This is a genomic window from Mesorhizobium sp. M1329, assembly GCF_040318035.1.
Taxonomy (GTDB): domain Bacteria; phylum Pseudomonadota; class Alphaproteobacteria; order Rhizobiales; family Rhizobiaceae; genus Mesorhizobium.
The window spans coordinates 65,152-84,835 of record NZ_JAMYLN010000014.1; the positions used below are offsets into that span (position 1 = coordinate 65,152).

At 63.0% G+C, this 19,684-nt stretch carries 16 protein-coding genes; 9 read left to right on the top strand and 7 right to left on the bottom strand.

The features are described from left to right. The first annotated feature begins 14 nt into the window (after window positions 1–14). Genes NKH21_RS16340 through NKH21_RS16350 form a run of 3 tightly spaced genes read left to right on the top strand, consistent with a single transcriptional unit; the run spans window position 15 to window position 3,583 of the window. The gene (locus NKH21_RS16340; RefSeq protein ID WP_352664230.1) at window positions 15–1,514 is read left to right on the top strand and encodes a TadA family conjugal transfer-associated ATPase; all 1,500 of its coding nucleotides are present in this window, start codon (window positions 15–17) and stop codon (window positions 1,512–1,514) included. A gap of 29 nt (window positions 1,515–1,543) precedes the next feature. Further along, on the top strand, window positions 1,544–2,557 hold the full coding sequence (locus NKH21_RS16345; RefSeq protein WP_352664228.1) for a type II secretion system F family protein: 1,014 nt from the start codon (window positions 1,544–1,546) through the stop codon (window positions 2,555–2,557). Window positions 2,558–2,566: 9 nt separating this feature from the next. After that, complete coding sequence (locus NKH21_RS16350) at window positions 2,567–3,583, top strand: type II secretion system F family protein (protein ID WP_292654024.1); 1,017 nt, start codon at window positions 2,567–2,569, stop codon at window positions 3,581–3,583. Window positions 3,584–3,701: 118 nt separating this feature from the next. Here NKH21_RS16350 and NKH21_RS16355 read toward each other — a convergent pair whose 3' ends face one another. Continuing rightward, window positions 3,702–4,523: a tetratricopeptide repeat protein gene (locus tag NKH21_RS16355; protein WP_352465090.1), complete on the bottom strand. Its 822-nt coding sequence runs from the start codon at window positions 4,521–4,523 to the stop codon at window positions 3,702–3,704. A gap of 120 nt (window positions 4,524–4,643) precedes the next feature. Between NKH21_RS16355 and NKH21_RS16360 the strand changes: the two genes are divergently transcribed. The 5 genes from NKH21_RS16360 to pdeM all read left to right on the top strand — a co-directional run bounded on the left by NKH21_RS16360 (window position 4,644) and on the right by pdeM (window position 10,620). Next, entirely contained in the window at window positions 4,644–6,008 is a 1,365-nt protein-coding gene (locus tag NKH21_RS16360; protein WP_352664226.1) for a leucyl aminopeptidase family protein, read from the top strand. Window positions 6,009–6,076: 68 nt separating this feature from the next. After that, a complete protein-coding gene (locus NKH21_RS16365; RefSeq protein ID WP_023676939.1) occupies window positions 6,077–6,427 on the top strand; it encodes a MarR family winged helix-turn-helix transcriptional regulator in 351 nt (116 codons plus the stop codon). A 29-nt stretch (window positions 6,428–6,456) separates the two neighbouring features. Next, window positions 6,457–7,317 carry a C40 family peptidase gene (locus NKH21_RS16370; RefSeq protein ID WP_352866212.1) on the top strand — a complete coding sequence of 287 codons (861 nt, stop codon included), beginning with the start codon at window positions 6,457–6,459 and terminating at the stop codon, window positions 7,315–7,317. Between the two features lie 67 nt (window positions 7,318–7,384). Beyond that, entirely contained in the window at window positions 7,385–9,907 is a 2,523-nt protein-coding gene (locus NKH21_RS16375; protein WP_352664222.1) for a ligase-associated DNA damage response DEXH box helicase, read from the top strand. Beyond that, window positions 9,904–10,620 (top strand): ligase-associated DNA damage response endonuclease PdeM, encoded by a 717-nt coding sequence (pdeM, locus tag NKH21_RS16380; RefSeq protein WP_352664220.1) that lies wholly within the window; start codon window positions 9,904–9,906, stop codon window positions 10,618–10,620. Before NKH21_RS16375 ends, pdeM begins: the two co-directional genes overlap by 4 nt. A 2-nt stretch (window positions 10,621–10,622) precedes the next feature. Here pdeM and NKH21_RS16385 read toward each other — a convergent pair whose 3' ends face one another. The 3 genes from NKH21_RS16385 to NKH21_RS16395 are packed head-to-tail and all read right to left on the bottom strand — an operon-like array spanning window position 10,623 to window position 15,230. Further along, window positions 10,623–11,558 (bottom strand): dimethyl sulfoxide reductase anchor subunit family protein, encoded by a 936-nt coding sequence (locus NKH21_RS16385; RefSeq protein ID WP_352664218.1) that lies wholly within the window; start codon window positions 11,556–11,558, stop codon window positions 10,623–10,625. A gap of 10 nt (window positions 11,559–11,568) precedes the next feature. Further along, window positions 11,569–12,303 carry a 4Fe-4S dicluster domain-containing protein gene (locus tag NKH21_RS16390; protein WP_352866215.1) on the bottom strand — a complete coding sequence of 245 codons (735 nt, stop codon included), beginning with the start codon at window positions 12,301–12,303 and terminating at the stop codon, window positions 11,569–11,571. Next, window positions 12,300–15,230, bottom strand: a complete 2,931-nt coding sequence (locus NKH21_RS16395; RefSeq protein WP_352866217.1) for a molybdopterin oxidoreductase family protein — start codon at window positions 15,228–15,230, stop codon at window positions 12,300–12,302. The genes NKH21_RS16390 and NKH21_RS16395 overlap by 4 nt, the downstream gene beginning before the upstream one ends. A 281-nt stretch (window positions 15,231–15,511) precedes the next feature. On the opposite strand from NKH21_RS16395, the gene NKH21_RS16400 reads away from it, so the two are divergent. Continuing rightward, window positions 15,512–16,414, top strand: coding sequence for a LysR substrate-binding domain-containing protein (locus NKH21_RS16400; protein ID WP_352664212.1), 903 nt, complete (start codon window positions 15,512–15,514; stop codon window positions 16,412–16,414). 5 nt (window positions 16,415–16,419) lie between these two features. On the opposite strand, the gene NKH21_RS16405 is transcribed toward NKH21_RS16400, so the two are convergent. From NKH21_RS16405 to NKH21_RS16415, 3 genes are all read right to left on the bottom strand, one after another. After that, the gene (locus NKH21_RS16405) at window positions 16,420–17,676 is read right to left on the bottom strand and encodes an Hsp70 family protein (protein WP_352664210.1); all 1,257 of its coding nucleotides are present in this window, start codon (window positions 17,674–17,676) and stop codon (window positions 16,420–16,422) included. A gap of 108 nt (window positions 17,677–17,784) precedes the next feature. Beyond that, window positions 17,785–18,576 (bottom strand): TIGR02186 family protein, encoded by a 792-nt coding sequence (locus NKH21_RS16410; protein ID WP_352664208.1) that lies wholly within the window; start codon window positions 18,574–18,576, stop codon window positions 17,785–17,787. Then, the gene (locus NKH21_RS16415) at window positions 18,576–19,499 is read right to left on the bottom strand and encodes a sulfite exporter TauE/SafE family protein (RefSeq protein WP_352664207.1); all 924 of its coding nucleotides are present in this window, start codon (window positions 19,497–19,499) and stop codon (window positions 18,576–18,578) included. Before NKH21_RS16415 ends, NKH21_RS16410 begins: the two co-directional genes overlap by 1 nt. Window positions 19,500–19,684 lie beyond the last annotated feature (185 nt).

The following is a 19,684-nucleotide window of genomic DNA, read 5'->3' on the forward strand; positions in this document are numbered from 1 at the left end:
ATTGGTAAGCGATCATGTTTGGTAAAAGAGGCAGCGACGACGGCAACCGGACCATTCCGGAATTCCGTCAGCCAGCACCTGCGCCTGCTGCGCCGGCGGCCGCGAACCCTGTGGAAGCGGCTGTAGCTGCCAGGCCGGCGGCGCTGCCGCCATCTGGTGCGCCGGCGGTTCGCCGTGCGGTCGAGCCGCCGCCATTGGCCCCGGAGCCGAAAACGATCCAGCGCCAAAAGAGCGAAACCTACTACGATACCAAAAGCCAGGTCTTCGCCGCACTGATCGACACGATCGACCTGTCGCAGCTGGCCAAACTCGATCCCGAAAGCGCGCGCGAGGAAATCCGCGACATCGTCAACGACATCATCGCGATCAAGAATTTCGCGATGTCCATCGCCGAGCAGGAAGAGCTTCTCGAGGATATCTGCAACGACGTTTTGGGCTACGGGCCACTGGAGCCACTGCTTGCCCGCGACGATATTGCCGACATCATGGTCAATGGCTCCAAGAACGTCTACATCGAAGTCAACGGCAAGGTCGAGCAGACCGGCATCCGTTTCCGCGACAACCAGCAGCTCCTCAACATCTGCCAGCGTATCGTCAGCCAGGTTGGCCGCCGCGTCGATGAATCGAGCCCGATCTGCGATGCGCGTCTTCCTGATGGCTCCCGTGTCAACGTCATCGCACCGCCCCTGGCTATCGACGGCACCGCACTTACCATCCGCAAGTTCAAGAAGGACAAGCTGACGCTCGACCAGCTGGTCAAGTTCGGCTCGATTTCGCCGCAAGGGGCCGAGATTCTCAAGATCATCGGCCGTGTTCGCTGCAACATTGTCATCTCGGGCGGTACCGGCTCAGGCAAGACGACGCTACTCAATTGCCTGACCAACTATATCGACCGCGAGGAACGCGTCATCACCTGCGAGGACTCAGCTGAGCTGCAATTGCAGCAGCCGCATGTGGTGCGTCTCGAAACCCGTCCGCCGAACCTCGAAGGCGAGGGCGAAGTGACCATGCGCGACCTGGTCAAGAACTGCCTGCGCATGCGGCCCGAACGCATCATCGTCGGCGAAGTGCGCGGACCCGAAGTGTTCGACCTGCTGCAGGCGATGAACACCGGCCATGACGGCTCGATGGGGACGATCCACTCGAACAGCCCGCGCGAATGCCTCAACCGTATAGAGTCGATGATCGCCATGGGCGGCTACACGCTGCCGCAAAAAACCGTGCGCGAAATCGTCGTAGGCTCCATCGACGTGATCATACAGGCTGCACGCCTGCGCGACGGATCGCGGCGGATCACCCACATCACCGAGGTGATCGGCATGGAAGGCGACGTCATCATCACCCAGGACATCGTTCTCTATAACATCAAGGGCGAGGACGCGAACGGCAGGCTGCTGGGCGAGCACGTGTCGACTGGCATCGGCCGTCCTCATTTCTGGGAGCGCGCCCGCTATTACGGCGAGGAGCAGCGCCTCGCGGTTGCGCTCGAGGCGATGGAGAAACGCGCTGACTGATCCGTCTGGAAGCGTGGGGGCCAGGGTCGATGTTCGGAATTGACGGCACCGTATTGGCATTCGTCGTGCTCGCCGGCTTCAGCGCCGGCGCTGTGGCCTATGCTTTCCTGTTCAACCGGATCAGCACCGAGAAGCAGGTCGGCAAGCGGCTTGAATCGATCAAGACCGCCGAGACGGATCGTTCGGTCGTCAAGGCTTCGCGCGATCGCGTGGCGGAAGCGGCCAAGCGTCGCAAGTCCGTCCAGGATTCGCTGAAGGATCTCGATCAAAAGCAAAAGTCCAATCAGAGCCTGGTCAAGAAGCCACCGCTGAAGATCCAAATCCGTCAGGCAGGCATGAAGATCTCGCTTGAGCGCTTCTATGTCTACTCGGCGGTCTGCGGCGTCGTCTTGACGGCTCTTGTCTATTTCATCGGCGCACCACTGCTGGTCTTGCCGGCTGCGCTGCTGGTCGGCGTCTTGGGTCTGCCCCGCTGGTTCGTCTCGTTTCGCCGCGCGCGCCGCGTCAAGGCGTTCCTCAACGAATTTCCGAACGCACTCGATATCATCGTGCGTGCGGTAAAATCCGGTCTGCCGCTGAACGATGCCGTGCGCCTGATCGCCAACGAATCCCCCGAGCCGGTCAAGACCGAGTTCCGCCGCATCGTCGATTCGCAGCAAATGGGTTTGTCGATCCCCGACGCTGCCATGCGCATGCCAGAAACGATGCCGTGCACCGAGGCGAGCTTCTTCGGCATCGTCATCCAGATTCAGTCTCAGGCCGGCGGCAATCTTTCCGAAGCGCTGGGCAATCTTTCGCGCGTGCTTCGCGACCGCAAGAAAATGAAAGCCAAGGTCCAGGCGTTGTCCATGGAAGCCAAGGCATCCGCCGTGATCATCGGCGCCTTGCCTTTCGTCGTCGCCTTTCTCGTCTATTTGACGAGCCCGAACTACATCATGCCCCTCTTCACCACCAGCACCGGCCATCTGATCCTCGGTTGTTCCGGCATCTGGATGTCGATGGGCGTCCTGGTAATGCGCAAGATGATGAACTTCGAAGTCTAGGACTCGCGTATGACCGATCACGTCATCAGAACTCTCACCGATCCGTCTCTGCTGATCGCACTGCTGGTCGGCATTGCGGTGTTTGCGACCGTCTTCACGCTGCTGCCCGCCTTTGGCGGAAACCAGCTCAAGGCGCGCATGAAATCCGTGGCGCTGGAGCGCGATGAGCTGCGCGCCAAGCAGCGTGCGCGGCTGGCAGTCGAAGCCGACCGCCGACGCAAGGGCCTGCGCGAAGAACAGTCGGTCGGCATGCGCAATATTGTCGATCGCCTGGATCTCAGGCGTGCGCTGGCGGATGAAGGTACCTTGCAGAAATTGAAAGTGGCGGGTTTTCGCGGGCAAAATCCGCTGACGCGCTTCCTTTTCTTCCGTCTCGTTCTGCCCTTTATCGGCTTTGCATTGGCGGCGATGTATCTGTTCGTGCTCGGAGGATTGCCCGAGCAGCCGCTTTTCGTGAAGCTGTTCGTGTGCATCGTGGTAGCCTATGCGGGGTTCTACGCGCCGGTGCTCTACGTCAACAACCGCGCTACCAAGCGCAAGCAGTCGATTCAGATGGCGTGGCCGGACGCGCTCGACCTGTTGCTGATATGCGTCGAGTCCGGCATGTCGGTGGAAGCAGCGCTTCGCAAGGTCGCCGATGAGATCGGCGCGCAATCGGTGGCATTGGCGGAAGAATTCATCCTGACCAACGCCGAGCTTTCCTATCTGCAGGAGCGCAAGCAGGCCTACGAGAACCTTGCAAGCAGAACCGGCCTGGAATCCGTCAGGTCGGTGTCCCAGGCGTTGGTTCAGGCCGAGCGCTACGGCACGCCGGTGGCGCATGCTCTGCGCGTGCTTGCCGCTGAGAGCCGCGACATGCGCATGAATGCCGCCGAGAAGAAGGCCGCGGCCTTGCCGCCGAAGCTCACCGTGCCGATGATCCTGTTTTTCCTGCCGGTGCTGTTCGCCATCATTCTGGGTCCCGCCGGCATCCAGGTGAGCCAGCGCGGCATCTTTGGCGACCAGCCGAAATCCAGCAGCGAGTAGCGCCAGTAGCGTCGCCACAAACGCTGATATGATTTCAAAGCCGCGCGGCCGGTGCAGCGCGGCTCTTTGCGTTAGGCGTGTTGCGGAATTTCGCGCACCGGTTCGGCGCTTGAGCCGGTCAGTTGGTGGCGGGCTTTGCCTTGTCCTGGTCCTTGAGCTGGCTCCAGGCATTCTGCTGCGCCAGCATCTGGCGCAGGTAAGCGACATTGGCCTGCGCCTGATCCGGCGACAGCTCTTGCGAGGCGATCTTCTCGGCCTCGTCGAAACGGCCTTGCAGACCGACGACCAGCGCCAGGTTCTGGCGGACGCGACTGTCTGCATTCGGCTGCTGGGCGGCCGAGCGCATATAGGTTTCGGCCGTGCGCAAATCACCTTCCAGCACGTACGACATGCCGAGATTGGAAAGGACCGATGGTTCGTTCGGCCTGAGGTCAAGCGCCTTGCGATAGCCTTGGCGCGCCTCGTCCTTCTGGCCGAGCTGGTCGAGAATGGCAGCTTCCGCCGACACCAGTTTCCAGTCAGGATATTCGGGGGTCTGCGCGCGGCGCACGGCATCGAGAGCCGGCTCGAACTGACCGTTGGCGGCTAGCGCCTTGCCATAGGCGGCGAGCACGTCGCGATCCTTCGGCAAGGCAATCGCCAGCTTGCGCATCACCGCAAGCGACTGGTCTGCGTCGCCGTCCATCTGCAGCGCCGCTGCATAGTTTGTCGCGATCCGCTTGTCGCTGGGGTTTTTCGAATAGGACTGGCCGAGCGCCATCGTAGCGTTGTGCAGTTCGCCCGCCGACATTGTTTCCAGCGGCTTGCCGCTTGGACGAGAAATCGAGCCAGTCGTCAATTTGCTGGTTCCGCAGCCGGCGACGCCTGCGGCAAGCACCATCATCAACGCCGTGGTGATCAGCCTATTTGCGCTGGCGTTCATCCTGCGGTTGGTCGGCATCGGCACCAGGGCTCCGTTCATCGCGTGACCATTTGCGTGGCCATCTTCCCTCCCGCAGAAATATTCTGTTAACCCTAACGGAGAGTTAAGAAACGCCGACTCGGAAGCGGAGACCAGCGAATGCCTGTCGAACTCGTCGAGAAAGAATTGAGCAATGCGCTGCCGGTCCATCTGGTGGCCAAGGATGCTCTGGCGGCGTCGGGCCTTGCGCCATCCTCGGTCGCCTGGGCCAAGGCCAACGGCTTTTCCGGCGAGGCCGGCAGGACGCTGATTGTACCTGGCGACAACGGCGCGATTGCCGGAGCCCTGTTCGGCACCGGTGATGGCGAGGGCGCACTGGCCATCGGCGCACTAGCGAGAGCCTTGCCCGAAGGCGACTGGCATTTTGCGTCCGCGCCGGCCAAGCCCGAGCTTACGGCACTCGCCGTGGCGCTCGGCGGCTATGTCTTCACCCGCTACGGCAAGAAGCCAGGCAAGACGCTGCGCCTCGCGCTCCCGGCTGGCACCGACGCCGCCCGCATCCGCCGCCTCGCCGATGGCGTTTTCCTGGCGCGCGATCTGGTCAACACGCCGACCAGCGATATGGGCCCCGGGCAGTTGGAGAAAGCCGCCCGGAGCTTGGCCGCGACGCACAAGGCCGAAATATCGGTCACCAAAGGCGACGATCTTCTTGCCGCCAACTTTCCGATGATCCACGCCGTCGGTCGGGCTTCTGCTGACGCGCCACGCCTGATCGACATGATTTGGGGGCTGAACAATGCCCCCAAGATAACGCTGGTCGGCAAGGGCGTCTGCTTCGATACAGGCGGTCTCGACATCAAGCCGTCCTCGGGCATGCTTTTGATGAAGAAGGACATGGGGGGCGCTGCCAACGTGCTGGGCCTCGCTTCCATGATCATGGCCACCGGCCTGAAGGTTCGGCTGCGTGTGCTCATCCCCGCTGTCGAGAATTCGATAGCCGGCAACGCCTTCCGGCCAGGCGACGTGCTGGTGAGCCGCAAGGGCATCACCGTCGAAATCGGCAACACCGACGCCGAAGGACGGCTGGTGCTCGCCGATGCCTTGGCCTTGGCCGATGACGAGGAGCCGCAGATGCTGGTCGATATGGCAACGCTGACAGGCGCTGCCCGTGTTGCGCTCGGTCCCGACCTGCCGCCGTTCTATACCGGTGACGAGGCGCTTGCATCCGAGCTGGCGGACGCCTCCGTTGCGGTCGAGGATCCGCTATGGCGCATGCCGTTGTGGAAGCCCTATGACGCCAAGCTGGCGTCGAAGGTGGCCGACATCAATAACGTCACACCGGATGGTTTCGCCGGCTCGATCACGGCGGCGCTTTTCCTGAAGCGCTTCGTCGAAAAGACCGCCAACTGGGCGCATCTCGACATCTTCGCCTGGAACCCGTCCGACCGCCCGCACGGCCTTGCCGGCGGCGAAGCGCAAGGCATCAGGGCGCTGGAGCAGGTCATTTCGAACCGCTACGGCTGATTCTCGGGCAAGCCGACGAAGGTGCTGACTGAAACGGAACCGAAACAATTTTCCGTCATGCTGGCCGGATGTCGATTATCATGCGTCCAAGCCAGGCCTTGCGACTGTGGCAACAGGTGGTGCTGTCGGAGGTGCGCGATGACGCGCCCGACCTCACCATGCGCCAGACGGCGATCCTGTTCACCATCTATCTCGATCCGCCGCCACACACGGTACGGGGGTTAGCCGCCCGCCTCAACGTCACCAAGCCGGTGATCACCCGTGCGCTCGATACGATGGGGGCGCTGAAACTGGTGTCGCGCCACCGCGACGAGCTCGACAAGCGCAACGTGCTGGTCAGGCGCACAGTCGAAGGCGCGCTCTTTGTCGAGCGCTTTGGCGATGTTATCATCGCCAGAGCCCAAGAGTTGCCCATTTAACCAAGTTGCCCATTTGAACGAGTGCCGATTTGACCGCCAGGGATGCCCGCCTCCATGCCTTCCGCTCCGATCTCGCCGACGCCAGGCTGAAAGGCGAGGTCGCCGCCGACCGTTTTGTCGCCGGCCGGCCGGCGCGCATATCAGCCTCCGTGGCCGATATCCGCAAGGCTCCGCGCCCGGATGCCGGCGTCAACACGCAAGCCCTGTTCGGCGACGATATTCTCGTCTTCGATGACGCGGAAGGCTGGGCCTGGATCCAGGCTGAGCGCGACGGCTATGTCGGCCATGTCGCCGACACGGCGCTGGGCACGCGCGACCATGCGCCAACCCACATCGTTTCGGTGCCACGCACCTTTCTCTACCCGGGACCCGACTTGCGCTTCCCGCTGAGCGGGCAATTGTCGATGGGATCGTTGGTGACCGTGACGGGCTCGGCCGAAACGCGCAGCACGCATTATGCGCTGTTGCCGTCCGGCGAGGCGGTCATATCTGGCCATCTCAGGCCTATCGCCGAGGCGGCTGCCGACTACGTCGCGGTTGCCGAGGCCTTTCTCGGCACGCCCTATCTGTGGGGCGGCGCCTCCGGCTTTGGCATCGATTGTTCCGGTCTCGTGCAACTTGCAATGCACATGGCTGGCAGGCAAGTGCTGCGCGACACCGACATGCAGGCGACCACCATCGGTGAACCGCTCGACCCCGGGCCGGATTTTGCGGGGTTGCGGCGCGGCGACCTGGTCTTCTGGAAAGGCCACGTCGCGATCATGACGGACCCGGAGACCATGATCCACGCCAACGGCCACACGATGCTGGTGTCGCTTGAAGGACTGAGGGAGGCGGTCGCCCGTATCGGCTATCTCTATGGCGGACCGACCGGGTTTCGCCGGCCGTAATGCGAATCGATCACCTTTTGTTCTGATTCTGCTTGGCGATTGCGCGTCACCGCGCTACCTCTGGCGCGTGACAGAGCAGCCGCGCCTTGCCGAACAGAATGCCGCCGTCGTCCTGCCCGAGCCATTCGTCAAATGGTTTGCAGAAAAGGGCTGGTCGCCGCGCGCCCACCAGATCGATTTGCTGGCCAAGGCCCAGGGCGGGCAGTCGGTATTGCTGATCGCGCCGACCGGCGCCGGCAAGACGCTGGCCGGGTTCTTGCCATCGCTGACCGAACTGGCTGGCCGACCGAGGAGAAGGCCGGGGCAGGCGCACCGAGGCATCCACACACTCTACATCTCGCCGCTGAAGGCGCTGGCCGTCGACATCGAGCGCAATCTCGGCAAACCCGTCGAAGAAATCGGGCTGCCGGTCACCGTGGAGACGCGCACCGGTGACACGCCCGCACACAAGCGCCAGCGGCAGAAGCTGGCGCCGCCCGACATTCTCCTGACCACACCCGAGCAATTGGCGCTGCTGATTGCCGCGCCCGATGCCAGGCGCTTCTTCGAGGACCTGCGCTATGTCGTGCTCGACGAATTGCATTCGCTGGTGACCTCGAAGCGCGGGCATCTCCTGTCGCTCGGGTTGGCCCGGCTGCGCTCGTTTGTGCCCGCGCTGCAGACGATAGGCCTGTCGGCGACGGTCGCCGAGCCCGACGAATTGCGGCGCTGGCTGGTCAGCCAGAATCCTCCGGGGCCGATGGCCGAACTGATCGTCGTCACCGGCGGTGCCAAGCCCGAGATCTCCATTCTCGATTCGGAGGAGCGCGTGCCGTGGGCGGGACATTCAGCCCGCTACGCAACGCCGGAGATCTACAACGAGATCAAGCGCCACAAGACAACCCTGCTGTTCGTCAACACGCGCAGCCAGGCGGAGTTGCTGTTCCAGGAGTTGTGGCGGGTCAACGAGGACACCTTGCCGATCGCGCTGCATCACGGCTCGCTCGACGTCGCGCAGCGCCGGCGTGTCGAAAAGGCGATGGGCGAGAACGCCCTGCGCGCCATCGTCGCCACATCGACGCTCGACCTCGGCATCGACTGGGGCGATGTCGACCTGGTCGTCCATGTCGGCGCGCCGAAGGGGGCGAGCCGGCTGGCGCAGCGAATCGGCCGCGCCAACCACCGCATGGACGAGCCGTCCAAGGCGATCCTGATTCCGGCCAATCGCTTCGAGGTGCTGGAATGCCGGGCGGCGCTCGACGCCAATTATCTCGGCGCCCAGGATACGCCGCCGCTGGTCGATGGCGGGCTCGACGTGCTGGCGCAGCACGTGCTGGGCTGTGCCTGCGGTGCGCCGTTCCATGCCGATGCGCTGTTCGAGGAAGTGCGGACGGCAGCACCCTATGCCGATCTCGACCGGCCGACATTCGATCGCGTCGTCGATTTCGTCGCCACTGGGGGCTATGCGCTGAAGAACTACGAACGCTACGCCCGTATTCGTCTCAACAAGGATGGGCTGTGGCGGGTCTCAAATCCTCGCGTCGCCCAGCAATACCGGCTCAATGTCGGCACCATCATCGAAGTGCCGGCGCTTAACGTCCGCTACGTCCAGGCCGGCAGCAGAGGCGCGGCTTCGCGTGGCGGTCGGGTTCTGGGCAAGATCGAGGAGGCCTTCCTCGAAACATTGACGCATGGCGACACCTTCATGTTCGCCGGCAAGGTTCTGCGTTTCGAAGGCATCCGCGAGAATGAGTGCTTCGTCTCGAATGCACCCGGCAGCGACGCCAAGGTGCCTTACTATGGCGGTGGCAAATTCCCGCTTTCGACGTACCTGGCCGAACAGGTCCGCGCCATGCTGGACGATCCGCAGCGCTGGAAGGAGCTGCCGGAGCAGGTCGCAGACTGGCTGCGCTTCCAGGCCGACAAGTCGGTACTGCCGAAACGCGACGATCTGCTGATCGAGACCTTTCCGCGCGGCAACCGCTACTACCTGGTAGCCTATCCGTTCGAGGGCAGGCTGGCGCATCAGACGCTCGGCATGCTGCTCACCCGCCGCCTCGACAGGGCGGGAGCCAAGCCGCTCGGCTTCGTCGCCACCGACTATGCGCTTGCCATATGGTCGCTGGCCGATATGGGCTATATGTTCACGGCGAAGAAACCGTCGCTGGCTCAGCTATTCGATCAGGACATGCTGGGCGACGACCTCGAAGCCTGGCTCGCCGGCAGTTGGTTGTTGAAGCGTACCTTTCGCAATTGCGCGCTGATCTCGGGATTGATCGAGAAACGCCACCCGGGGCAGGAGAAGAGCGGCCGCCAAGTAACCGTGTCGACGGATCTCATCTACGACGTGCTGCGCAGCCACGAGTCCGACCATATCCTTTTGCAGGCGACGCGGGCCGATGCCGCGACCGGTCTCTTGGATGTCAGCAGACTTGCCGAGATGCTCTCGCGCGTCCAAGGTCGAATCATGCATAAGAACCTCGAGCAGATATCGCCGCTCGCCGTGCCGATCATGCTCGAGATCGGCAAAATGCCGGTGCACGGCGAGGCCGATGACACGCTGCTGATGGATGCAGCCACGCTGGTCGAGGAGGCCATGGGGACGAAATGACTGTCGCGCTGGCCATGGCTGCGCCGCTGGCGGATGCGGGCGCTGTCCGTATCGCCGGCGAACGCGCGATCTGCGACCGTCGTGGCGTGCTCTATTTTCCCGAATTCCGGCTTCTGGCCGTATCCGACCTGCATCTGGAAAAAGGCTCATCACTGGCCAGGCGCGGCACGCTGGTCCCACCTTACGACACCGGCGCGACGCTGCTCCGGCTGCAGGCGGTGATTGCCGACTATCAGCCTGCGATCGTCATCAGCCTGGGTGACAGTTTTCACGATGGTGGCGGCGCAGCGCGCATGCACGCAAGCTTCCGCGACAGGCTGGAAGGGCTGATGGTCGGGCGCGACTGGTTCTGGGTCGCCGGCAATCATGATCCTGAAGCGCCGGCCGACTTGCCAGGCGAGACCGTACGTGAATTGGCAATCGGCTCTCTACTCTTCCGGCACGAGCCTTCGGTGGTGAGAGTGGAAGGCGAGATATCAGGCCACCTGCATCCTTGTGCCCGCATCGTGCAGCAAGGCCGCTCGGTGCGGCGGCGTTGCTTTGCCGGCGATGGCGGCCGCATGATCATGCCGGCTTTCGGCGCCTATACCGGCTCGCTCAACGTGCTCGATCGCGCCTATCTGGGACTGTTCAAGCGCGAAACGCTGATGGCCTACATGCTTGGCGCCGAACGCATCTTCGCAATTTCGCACGCGATGCTCAGGCCGGGCTGAACCTACCTGCCGTAGTACAAAGTGACGGTGTGCTTGGCCTCGGCGAAGAACAGCCAGCGCTCGACCAGCATTCCGGCGAGTTGGGCGATTGCGGCGAGTATCGACAGTGCTGCCGCATAGGGCCACGGCAAGGCGAACGCCGCGACCAGCAGCAACGCGGGCAAAGCAAAGGCCAGCACCTGCGTGATCTGGCGGAGTTTAGCGCTGTGCTTGCGCGCGATCCGAAAACCCATTTCCTTGAGCAGATAGTTTTCTTCCGTATGCGGCCACTCGATCGACCGCACCGTGCCGCCGGCGAGCCCGGTTGCGGTGTTGGCATTGGTCGGGATCTCCAGCCTGTCATTGTATCGCCAGGTCGCCAGCTTCAAACCCCAGCCGAGCGCAGTCAGCAACAGGGCAGCCACCAGAAGCGCACTCGAGCCTGCGGCAAATCCCTGCAGCAGGGCGTTGAGCAGTACGCTGCCGGTCATCGCCGAAAAGATCAGATAGCCGGGCAGGGTGAAGCGGCTGTGCCATTGGGCGATAGGCTTCAACGACGCGTAGATCATGCCGGTGGTGCAGACGGTGGCGGCCGCGCCCATGGCAGCGAGCAGCCCGGCGACAGCCACCCAGCCGCTCGTACGGCCGAGGACCACCCAGCCAATACCGAACAGTCCCGCCGGCACGAAGGTGACGACGGACGCCACGCCTTCGCGCGACAGCCATGAGCTTCGCCATTGCGAGAAGGCACGCCAGGCGCGTTCGGGCCGACCGAGATGGCCGGCTGACGACAGCAGGCCGGCCGAAATCAGGCCAAGCGCCAGCCCCATGCCGGTGAGGCCAAGCCAGAAATCGGGCGGGATAAAGCCCTGTCCGGCTAGCACGCCAAGCAGCGCGAGCAGTCCGTAGCCGGCGCCCGTGGCGGTGGTGAAAAAGACGACCGAGAATGCTGGATGCATGAGACGCGGGTCAGTTCGAAAGCATGCGGTCGACCCAGCCGAGGAAGCCGCCTTCCGCACGCACCGCTTCTAGGGCCGGGGCAGGCACCGAGGCGGCGCGGGTGGTGTGGGCACGTGGCGGCAGATATTTGTTGGTCGGCTTGTAGCCCATCTCCGGCATCAGGTCGACGCCACCGCGCTCGGCCACCAATTGTGAGATAGCCGATTCCGGATCGCCCAGATCGCCGAAATGCCGCGCGCTGGTCGGACAGGCGGCGACGCAGGCCGGCACACGATCTTCTTCCGCCAGATTGTCGTTGTAGATGCGGTCGACGCACAACGTGCATTTCTTCATCACGCCGACATCGGTGTCGAATTCGCGCGCTCCGTAGGGACAGGCCCAGCTGCACAATTTACAGCCGATGCACTTGTCCTCGTCGACCAGCACGATGCCGTCCGACGCCCGTTTGTAGGAGGCGCCGGTCGGGCAGACCGTGACGCACGCTGGTGTCTCGCAGTGCAGGCAGGAGCGCGGGAAGTTCACCGTGCGTCCGCCCATCTCCGTCATGTGCTCATAACTGTGCACCCGGTTGAACCAGACACCGTCGACATTGCCGCCATAGGGGTCGATGTCGGTTAGCGGCGCCATATGGCCGCCGGTGTTCCATTCCTTGCAGGCGGTAACGCAGGCCTGGCAGCCGACGCAGGTGTCGAGATCGATGACGAGGCCGAGCTTCTTGTCGGTATGGGCGGGAAGGCAGGTCATTCGGCAGCTTCTCTTTCCCGGCGAAATTCGGCGCCGAAACTGAGTTTGTCGGGCGAGGACTCGAAGCCCGGCGGCTGCCGGAACCGCTCGAACTGCGGTTCGGTGAAGCCAGCTTCTTCGGGCGCGCATTTGACGATGCGCACGCGCAGGTCGAACCACGCCGCCTGGCCGGTCACCGGATCGGAATTCGAATAGCGTTTGCCGCTGGCATCGGCGGAGGTCTGGTCGCCGATGATGTGGTTGAGCAGGAAGCCGCGATTGGATTCGGCCGCGTCATCCTTCAGCCCCCAGCTGCCGCGCCGCTTGCCGATGGCGTTCCAGGTCCACACCGTATCGGCATTGACGCCGTCGACCAGCTTGATCTGTCCTTTGACCTTGCCGTTGATGCTCTCGATCCATACCCAGTCGTCGTCGACAAGGCCGAGGCCGGCGGCGGTCCGCTGGTGGACGAACAGCCGGTTCTGGCTGGTGATCTGTCTCAACCAGGCGTTCTGTCCGCCCCAGGAATGGTACATGTGCATCGGCCGCTGCGTCAGCGCGTGGAGCGGATAGGCTTGGCTATCGACCGCAGCCTCTTCGAAGGGCGCGTACCAGAACGGCAGCGGATCCATATAGGTCTCGATGCGGCTGCGCTCTGCCTTCGGCGGCAGCACCCCGCCATGGCCGCGCGCCGCGAGGCGAAAGCGCTGCATCGGCTCGGAATAGAGCTGGAAGACGATCGGCTCGGCCTTCGCAATGAAGCCCATGCTCTCGGCGAATTCGAGATACGAGCGGTTGGCCATTTTGTAGTAGCGCTGATCGGCGGCGAAATCCTGGTGCCAGAAGCCGCCATTATCGATGTAGCGCTGCAACTGGTCGGGATTGACCTCGCCCTTGCCGACCGAGGTCCCGTCCTTTCCGCGCCAGCCGGCGAGCGGACCGACACCTGGCGTGCGCTCGTGATTGACGATGTAGTCGGCATAGTCGCGATATTTGGCGGCGCCATCGTCGTCGACGAAACCGGGTAGGCCGAGCCGCGCGCCGAGCTCGATCAGCACCGACTGGAACGGCCTGACGTCGCGGTCCGGCTCGACCACGGGATGGCGGATGGCGTCGCCCGGCCCGTCGGCGTGGCTGATCGGCCGGTCGAGCAGACTGATACAGTCATGACGCTCGAGATAGGTCGTATCCGGCAGCACCAGATCGGCAAAAGGCACGGTCTCTGAATAATAAGCATCAGAATAGATGATGAACGGGATCTTGTACTCACCCGATGCATCCACATCGGTCAGCATCGCCATCGTCTCGACCGTGTTCATCGACGAGTTCCAGGCCATGTTCGACATGTACATGAACAGTGTGTCGATCGTGTAGGGATCGCCGGCCCATGCGTTGCGGATGACCGTGTGCATGAGGCCGTGTGCTGCAAGCGGCGCATCCCAGGAGTAGGCCTTGTCGATACGAATTGGCTTGCCGCCTTCATCGACCAGCAGGTCCTCCGGTCCGCAGACGAAGCCGAGCGGCATGCCCTCGAGCGCCGTCATTGGCTTCACATTCTTGCCGGCTGGTTTGGGCCTCGGCGGCGCGGACCGCGGATAGGGAGGCTTGAAGCGGAAGCCGCCCGGCACGTCCACCGTGCCGAGAAGTACCTGAAGCAGATGAATGGCGCGGCAAGAGTGAAAACCGTTCGAATGGGCCGAGATGCCTCGCATCGCATGCATCGACACCGGGCGGCCCTTGATGGTCTCGTGCCGGCGTCCGGCCCAGTCCGTCCAGGCCACCGGCAATTCGATTTGCTGTTCAAAGGCGACATGAGCGAGTTCTGCGGCAATGCGTCGGATGGTGTCGGCGGAGATGCCGCACCGGTCAGCGACGGCGTCCGGTGAATAGCTCTCGTCCAGATAGCGGTCGGCGACGAGTTGGAAGACCGGCACGCAACGGCGGCCGTCGACGAGAAAGCTGCCGGTCAATGCGGGCCTCGCGTCGGTATCGTTGGCATTGATAGGTATCTTCGCCACCCTGTCCCAGGCCAGGGGATTGCCGTCGCCATTGCACATGAACAGCCCATCATCGGCAGCACCAGGCTCCTGAATGACCAGGATGTGGGCGTTTGTGTAGCGCAAGAGGTAGTCGAGATCGACGCGGCCGGCCTTCAGCAATTCGTGGATGAGGGCGAATACGAACAGGCCGTCGGTGCCGGGCCGGATGCCGACCCAGTCGTCGGCAATCGCGTTGTAGCCGGTGCGGCAGGGATTGATTGAAACCACCCTGGCGCCGCGCGCCTTGAGCTTGCCGAGGCCGATCTTGATCGGATTGGAATCATGGTCTTCGGCAACCCCGAACAGCATGAAATATTTGGTGTTGTCCCAATCGGGTTCGCCGAACTCCCAGAACGAGCCGCCAATCGTGTAGAGGCCGCCGGCCGCCATATTGACCGAGCAGAAGCCGCCATGGGCGGCAAAGTTCGGCGTGCCGAACTGGCTCGCCCACCAGCCGGTCAGCGATTGCGACTGGTCGCGCCCGGTGAAGAAGGCGAGTTTCTTCGGATCGGTTCGGCGGATGTTCGAAAGCCGTTCTGTCGCAATCGACAAAGCTTCCTCCCACTCGATTTCGCGGAACTCACCCGAGCCGCGAGGGCCGATGCGCAGTAGCGGCTTCTTCAGTCGGGCCGGGCTGTAATGCTGCATGATGCCGGCGCTGCCCTTGCCGCACAGCACGCCGCGGTTGACCGGGTGGTCCTTGTTGCCGTTGATGTAGCGGACCTTGCCGTCCTTGATATGGACGTCGATGCCGCAGCGGCAGGCGCACATATAGCAGGTGGTCTTGGCGATGCTGTCGGAGACATCGGGCGAAGTATCGACGCCGTCGTCTTCAGCGGGCGCGCGCGTATCGGCAAGCGGCCGTTGGGATGGTGCTGAGTTGGCGCCGCGCAGCGGTTTGTTGGTCATGATCCGGCGATGTTTTTGCGTTCCGCGGCCTTGGCTCTCGTCTTCGGGCCTGGGCCGCGCATGTAATGCTGTTCCGGCCGATAGCGTTCACCGACCAGCCGCCACCGAAGGCTGCGGGACCAGTGCGTGAACACGGATTTGAACAGCCTCACCAAATTTCTACCCTCGACTGTTCTGGCGCGACTTTTTTCCAATTTCGAGCCAAAATTTAGAACAAAGCAATCAATCTGTCTAACAACTTGCTCTTGTAATTCTAATCGGATTTGCTTCTTAATACCGGCATGACTCTGGACCAATTGCGGATCTTCGTCGCCGTCGCCGAACGGGCGCACATGACCAAAGCGGCCGACTTGTTAGGCATTTCACAGTCGGCCGCGTCGGCCGCCATCCGCTCGCTCGAACAGCAGCACGGCGTGCAGTTGTTCAACCGAGTGGGCCGCAATATCGAGCTCGCCGAGACCGGACGCCGATTCTTGCCCGAGGCCAAGGCGGTCCTCGAGCGGGCCGCGGCCGCCCACAATGTGCTGGAGCATGTCTCGCAGACGATATCAGGCAGTCTCTCGATCGCTGCCAGCCAGACCATCGCCAGTTATTGGCTGCCGCGCCGGCTCGCCTCTTTCCACGAAGCCTATCCTGCCGTCAGGCTGAGCGTGAGCATTGGCAACACCAGGCAGGTCGAGACCAATGTACTTGATGGCGCAGCCGATTTTGGCCTGGTCGAGGGGCGCACCGAGTCCGACATTTTGCGGCGTGCCAAGGTCGATATCGATCGCATGATGCTGGTAGTAGCGCGCTCGCACCCTGAGATCGCAGAAGTTTCGCCTGGACATCCCGACCTTGGCGGGCTTCGCTGGATCATTCGCGAAGGCGGCTCGGGCACGCGCGAGGCGCTGGAGGACCTTGCCCGACGCGACGGGATTTCGTTCGCGGACCTGCAGATATTCCTGGTATTGCCGAGCAATGAGGCTATTCGCCAGGCGGTCGAGGCCGGCGCCGGCGCCAGCATCATTTCGGAACTCGTCGTCGCGCGCGCGGTCGCCGAAGGCAGCCTGCGTTCCGTGCCGACCGATCTGCCGAAGCGCGAATTTGCCATGATCACGCATCGCGACCGCCAGCCAAGCCTGGCCCAGATGGCGCTCAAGGCGCATCTCGGCGGCAAAGCTGAGAGAGCCACGCCGCTTTAAGCCGATCAGCCGAACTTCCGCTGTGCGTCGAGCGCCAGCCCAAGCCCGACCGAGCCGAACACATCGCCTTCGATTACCGAGGCCTGCGGCACCAGAGCCAGGATCTGTTGTCTGGCCAGCGGGATCGCGGTCGATCCGCCGGTCAGGAACACCGCCGTGATGTCGGAGGGCTTCACCTGCGCGTCGCGGACGGTCTGCTCGACGGTAGCTGCAACGCGCTCAATATCCCGAGCGATAGTGGCTTCGAGACCTTCGCGCGTGATCTCTGCCATGAACCTCACCTCCGGTAGCGCGACCTCGATATTGGCCGACGATCGGTCCGTCAGCTCGATCTTGGCCCTTTCGACCAGCGCCGCCAGCGCGTGGCCGTAACGATGCTCGACGATGTGGATGAAGCGCTCGACCAGGTCCGCGCGCTCCGCCTCGTAGCGGATCTGGCGCAGATGCGTCATCGCCCTTGCGGTGTAGACCAGGTTGATGCGCTGCCATGTCGCCAGGTCGATGAAGTAGCTCGCCGGCAGATTGCGCTTGCCGTCCTTGGTTGGCGTCAGATACCCGAGCTGCGGCATCACATGGGCGATGCTCAGCAGCCGGTCGAAATCGGTGCCGCCGATGTGGATGCCGCGGCTGGCCAGGATATCGTTCTTGCGGTCGAGCGAGCGGGCGCGCTCGGGCGAGACCCGCACGATCGAGAAGTCGGACGTGCCGCCGCCCATGTCGACGATCAGCGCCAGTTCCTCGCGCGTCACCTTCTGTTCGTAATCGAGTGCCGCCGCGATCGGCTCGAATTGGAAGGCGATGTGCTTGAAGCCTTGGGCGCGAGCGGCGTTTTCGAGTTCATGCTCGGCCTCGGCATCGGCCCCGGCATCGTCGTCGACGAACTGTACCGGCCGTCCGAGCACGACGCTTTCGACTGTGTCGAGGGCGTTTTCTTCGAGTTTCTTTTTCAGATGGCCGACAAATAGGCCGACAATTTCCATGAAGCCGATCGAGCGCGCCTTGATGCGCGTCTTTTCGTGAGCGAGCGAGCTGCCGAGCACGCTCTTCAGCGAGCGCATCAGGCGGCCTTCGATACTGTCCGTATAGTTGGCGATGGCGCGTCGCCCGAAATAGGTGCGGTTGTCCTCGAAATTGAAAAACACCGCACTGGGCAGCGTGACCTGGCCGTCTTCCAACGCCACCAGCCGCGGCTGCCCGTTCCTGACCACGCTCACGGTGGAATTTGAAGTGCCGAAGTCGATCCCGGCAAATGCTGGTCGCATCGTGCGTTCCTGTATTTCTGATTTGGGGAGCAGCAGCTCGTGTCCGGTCGGGCCGGGGGTCGCGGTCTAACCCATACCCTCGGAAAGGGAAACCACTTTTACGAGAGTTCAGTCTTTCCTGAAGACCAGTCTTCCGAGCCAGCCGGTCAGCATGGCCAGCGAAACGGCAAAGACACCGTAGAGGAACGAATAGTCGTGCGCGACACGGAAGATCGACTGTTCGAAACCGGACTTGCGGATTTCGAGCTGGGCGGAGCTTTCCTTGATGAACAGGCCGCTCTTGAACAGGAAGGCGCGGGCCTTATGGGTGCCGACCGGAACGTTTGGGGCGAGCCTGACGGTGGCGCGGAACAGGTTCTGCGACAGGAACTGCACACCGCCGACATTCTCGCTGTAGAGGCCTGTCGCCGCCTTGCGCTCGCGCAGCGCGGCGGTGAACTCCTCGATTGTCGCCGGGCTTTCCTCGGCGTCGGCCGGCTGCAAATAGAGGTTCGAGGCGCCAAGCGACAGCTGCTTGTAGCTGTTCGGATCGGTGACGTCCTGCAGCGGCCGCGTCGTCGCCACCGAATAGGAGACAGGTACGTTTTTGAAGGTCTCCGACTCCAGATTGACCCAGACGCCGAGCACCCGGTCCTTGCGGCGCACGACGACGGGTCGGGCCGGGCCTTCCAGCACGACGATCACGTCGTAGCGCCCTTGCCGCGCGACAAGCGGATCGGCATTTTCCAGCGAGCCGAAGATGGTCAGGTCGGCGCCGGAAAAGCCGGCGGTAATCGAGACATTGTCGGTGGAAAGGCCGATCTGGATATTTTCGGTTAGTGGTGTCTGCGCCTTCGCCGGTGGCGCAGCCGCCAGCAGCGACAGCAAGGCGACGGCCGCGAGCGTCCTCAAGCCAGCCATCAGCTCAGGCCCACGCCGGACAGCGAATAGACATTGGGCGGCGTGACGAAAAGATCGATGGCAAGCCGGATGGCTACCGCCAGCACCAGCAGCGCCAGCAGCGCCCTGAGTTGCTCGCCCCGCAGCCTCTGACCAGCCTTGGCGCCATATTGCGCGCCGGCGACGCCGCCTGCCATCAACAGGAAGGCGAGCATGACGTCGACCGTCTGGTTGGTGGTGGCGTGGACCAGCGTGGTGTAGGCCGAGGTGAAGATGATCTGGAACAGCGAGGTGCCTATGACGACGTTGGTCGGCACTTTCAAAAGGTAGATCAGGGCCGGAACCATGATGAAGCCGCCGCCGACGCCCATGATCGAGGACAGGAAGCCGATCGCCGCGCCTAGCCCAAGCACCGGAATGACGCTGACGAAGAGCTTCGAGGCCCTGAACCGCATCTTTAGCGGCAGACGGTGGATCCAATTGTGCTGGCCGGATTTCTTCAATACCGGTGCGGCGCCGCTGCGAGTGGCGCGCAGTGCATTGACACTCTCGACCAGCATCAGTCCGCCGACGGTGCCGAGCAGCACGACGTAGAGCAGCGAGATGAACAGGTCGAGCTGGCCGAGCCGGCGCAGGAGCGCAAAGACATAGATACCACCGGTCGAGCCGACGATGCCGCCGGCTAAAAGCACGCCGCCAAGCTTGAAGTCGAGCGTGCCGCGCTTCATGTGCGACAGGGCGCCGGAGAAGGAGGAAGCGATGACCTGGTTGGCGCCGGTGGCGACCGCGATTGCCGGCGGTATGTTGTAGAAGATCAGCAGCGGCGTAATGAGAAAGCCGCCGCCCACGCCGAACATGCCCGACAGGAAACCCACCGCCGCACCCATGGCCAGCAGTACGAAGATGTTGACGGAAATTTCCGCGATCGGGAGATAGATGCCCACCCGTCAGTCTCGATCAGTTTGTCTCTTGGCGAATGCAGCCGTTGCGGGCATTTTGCGCCAAAAGGCTATCTCGTTCTTGCGCCGGACGGGCGGTGAAGTCAAACTTCGCCGCACCGCCGAAACAAAAAACAACTCAATCAGTTAACAGGCAAATCTGTGGCAAGGGCGTCGCGGAAACGACGCAT

What these genes read in the sequence shown, in the direction of transcription:
- NKH21_RS16340 (WP_352664230.1), top strand. Translation starts at nt 15, where the DNA reads ATGTTTGGTAAAAGAGGCAGCGACGACGGCAACCGGACCATTCCGGAA.
- NKH21_RS16345 (WP_352664228.1), top strand. Translation starts at nt 1,544, where the DNA reads ATGTTCGGAATTGACGGCACCGTATTGGCATTCGTCGTGCTCGCCGGC.
- NKH21_RS16350 (WP_292654024.1), top strand. Translation starts at nt 2,567, where the DNA reads ATGACCGATCACGTCATCAGAACTCTCACCGATCCGTCTCTGCTGATC.
- NKH21_RS16355 (WP_352465090.1), bottom strand. Translation starts at nt 4,523, where the DNA reads ATGCCGACCAACCGCAGGATGAACGCCAGCGCAAATAGGCTGATCACC.
- NKH21_RS16360 (WP_352664226.1), top strand. Translation starts at nt 4,644, where the DNA reads ATGCCTGTCGAACTCGTCGAGAAAGAATTGAGCAATGCGCTGCCGGTC.
- NKH21_RS16365 (WP_023676939.1), top strand. Translation starts at nt 6,077, where the DNA reads ATGTCGATTATCATGCGTCCAAGCCAGGCCTTGCGACTGTGGCAACAG.
- pdeM (WP_352664220.1), top strand. Translation starts at nt 9,904, where the DNA reads ATGACTGTCGCGCTGGCCATGGCTGCGCCGCTGGCGGATGCGGGCGCT.
- NKH21_RS16385 (WP_352664218.1), bottom strand. Translation starts at nt 11,558, where the DNA reads ATGCATCCAGCATTCTCGGTCGTCTTTTTCACCACCGCCACGGGCGCC.
- NKH21_RS16390 (WP_352866215.1), bottom strand. Translation starts at nt 12,303, where the DNA reads ATGACCTGCCTTCCCGCCCATACCGACAAGAAGCTCGGCCTCGTCATC.
- NKH21_RS16395 (WP_352866217.1), bottom strand. Translation starts at nt 15,230, where the DNA reads ATGACCAACAAACCGCTGCGCGGCGCCAACTCAGCACCATCCCAACGG.
- NKH21_RS16400 (WP_352664212.1), top strand. Translation starts at nt 15,512, where the DNA reads ATGACTCTGGACCAATTGCGGATCTTCGTCGCCGTCGCCGAACGGGCG.
- NKH21_RS16405 (WP_352664210.1), bottom strand. Translation starts at nt 17,676, where the DNA reads ATGCGACCAGCATTTGCCGGGATCGACTTCGGCACTTCAAATTCCACC.
- NKH21_RS16410 (WP_352664208.1), bottom strand. Translation starts at nt 18,576, where the DNA reads ATGGCTGGCTTGAGGACGCTCGCGGCCGTCGCCTTGCTGTCGCTGCTG.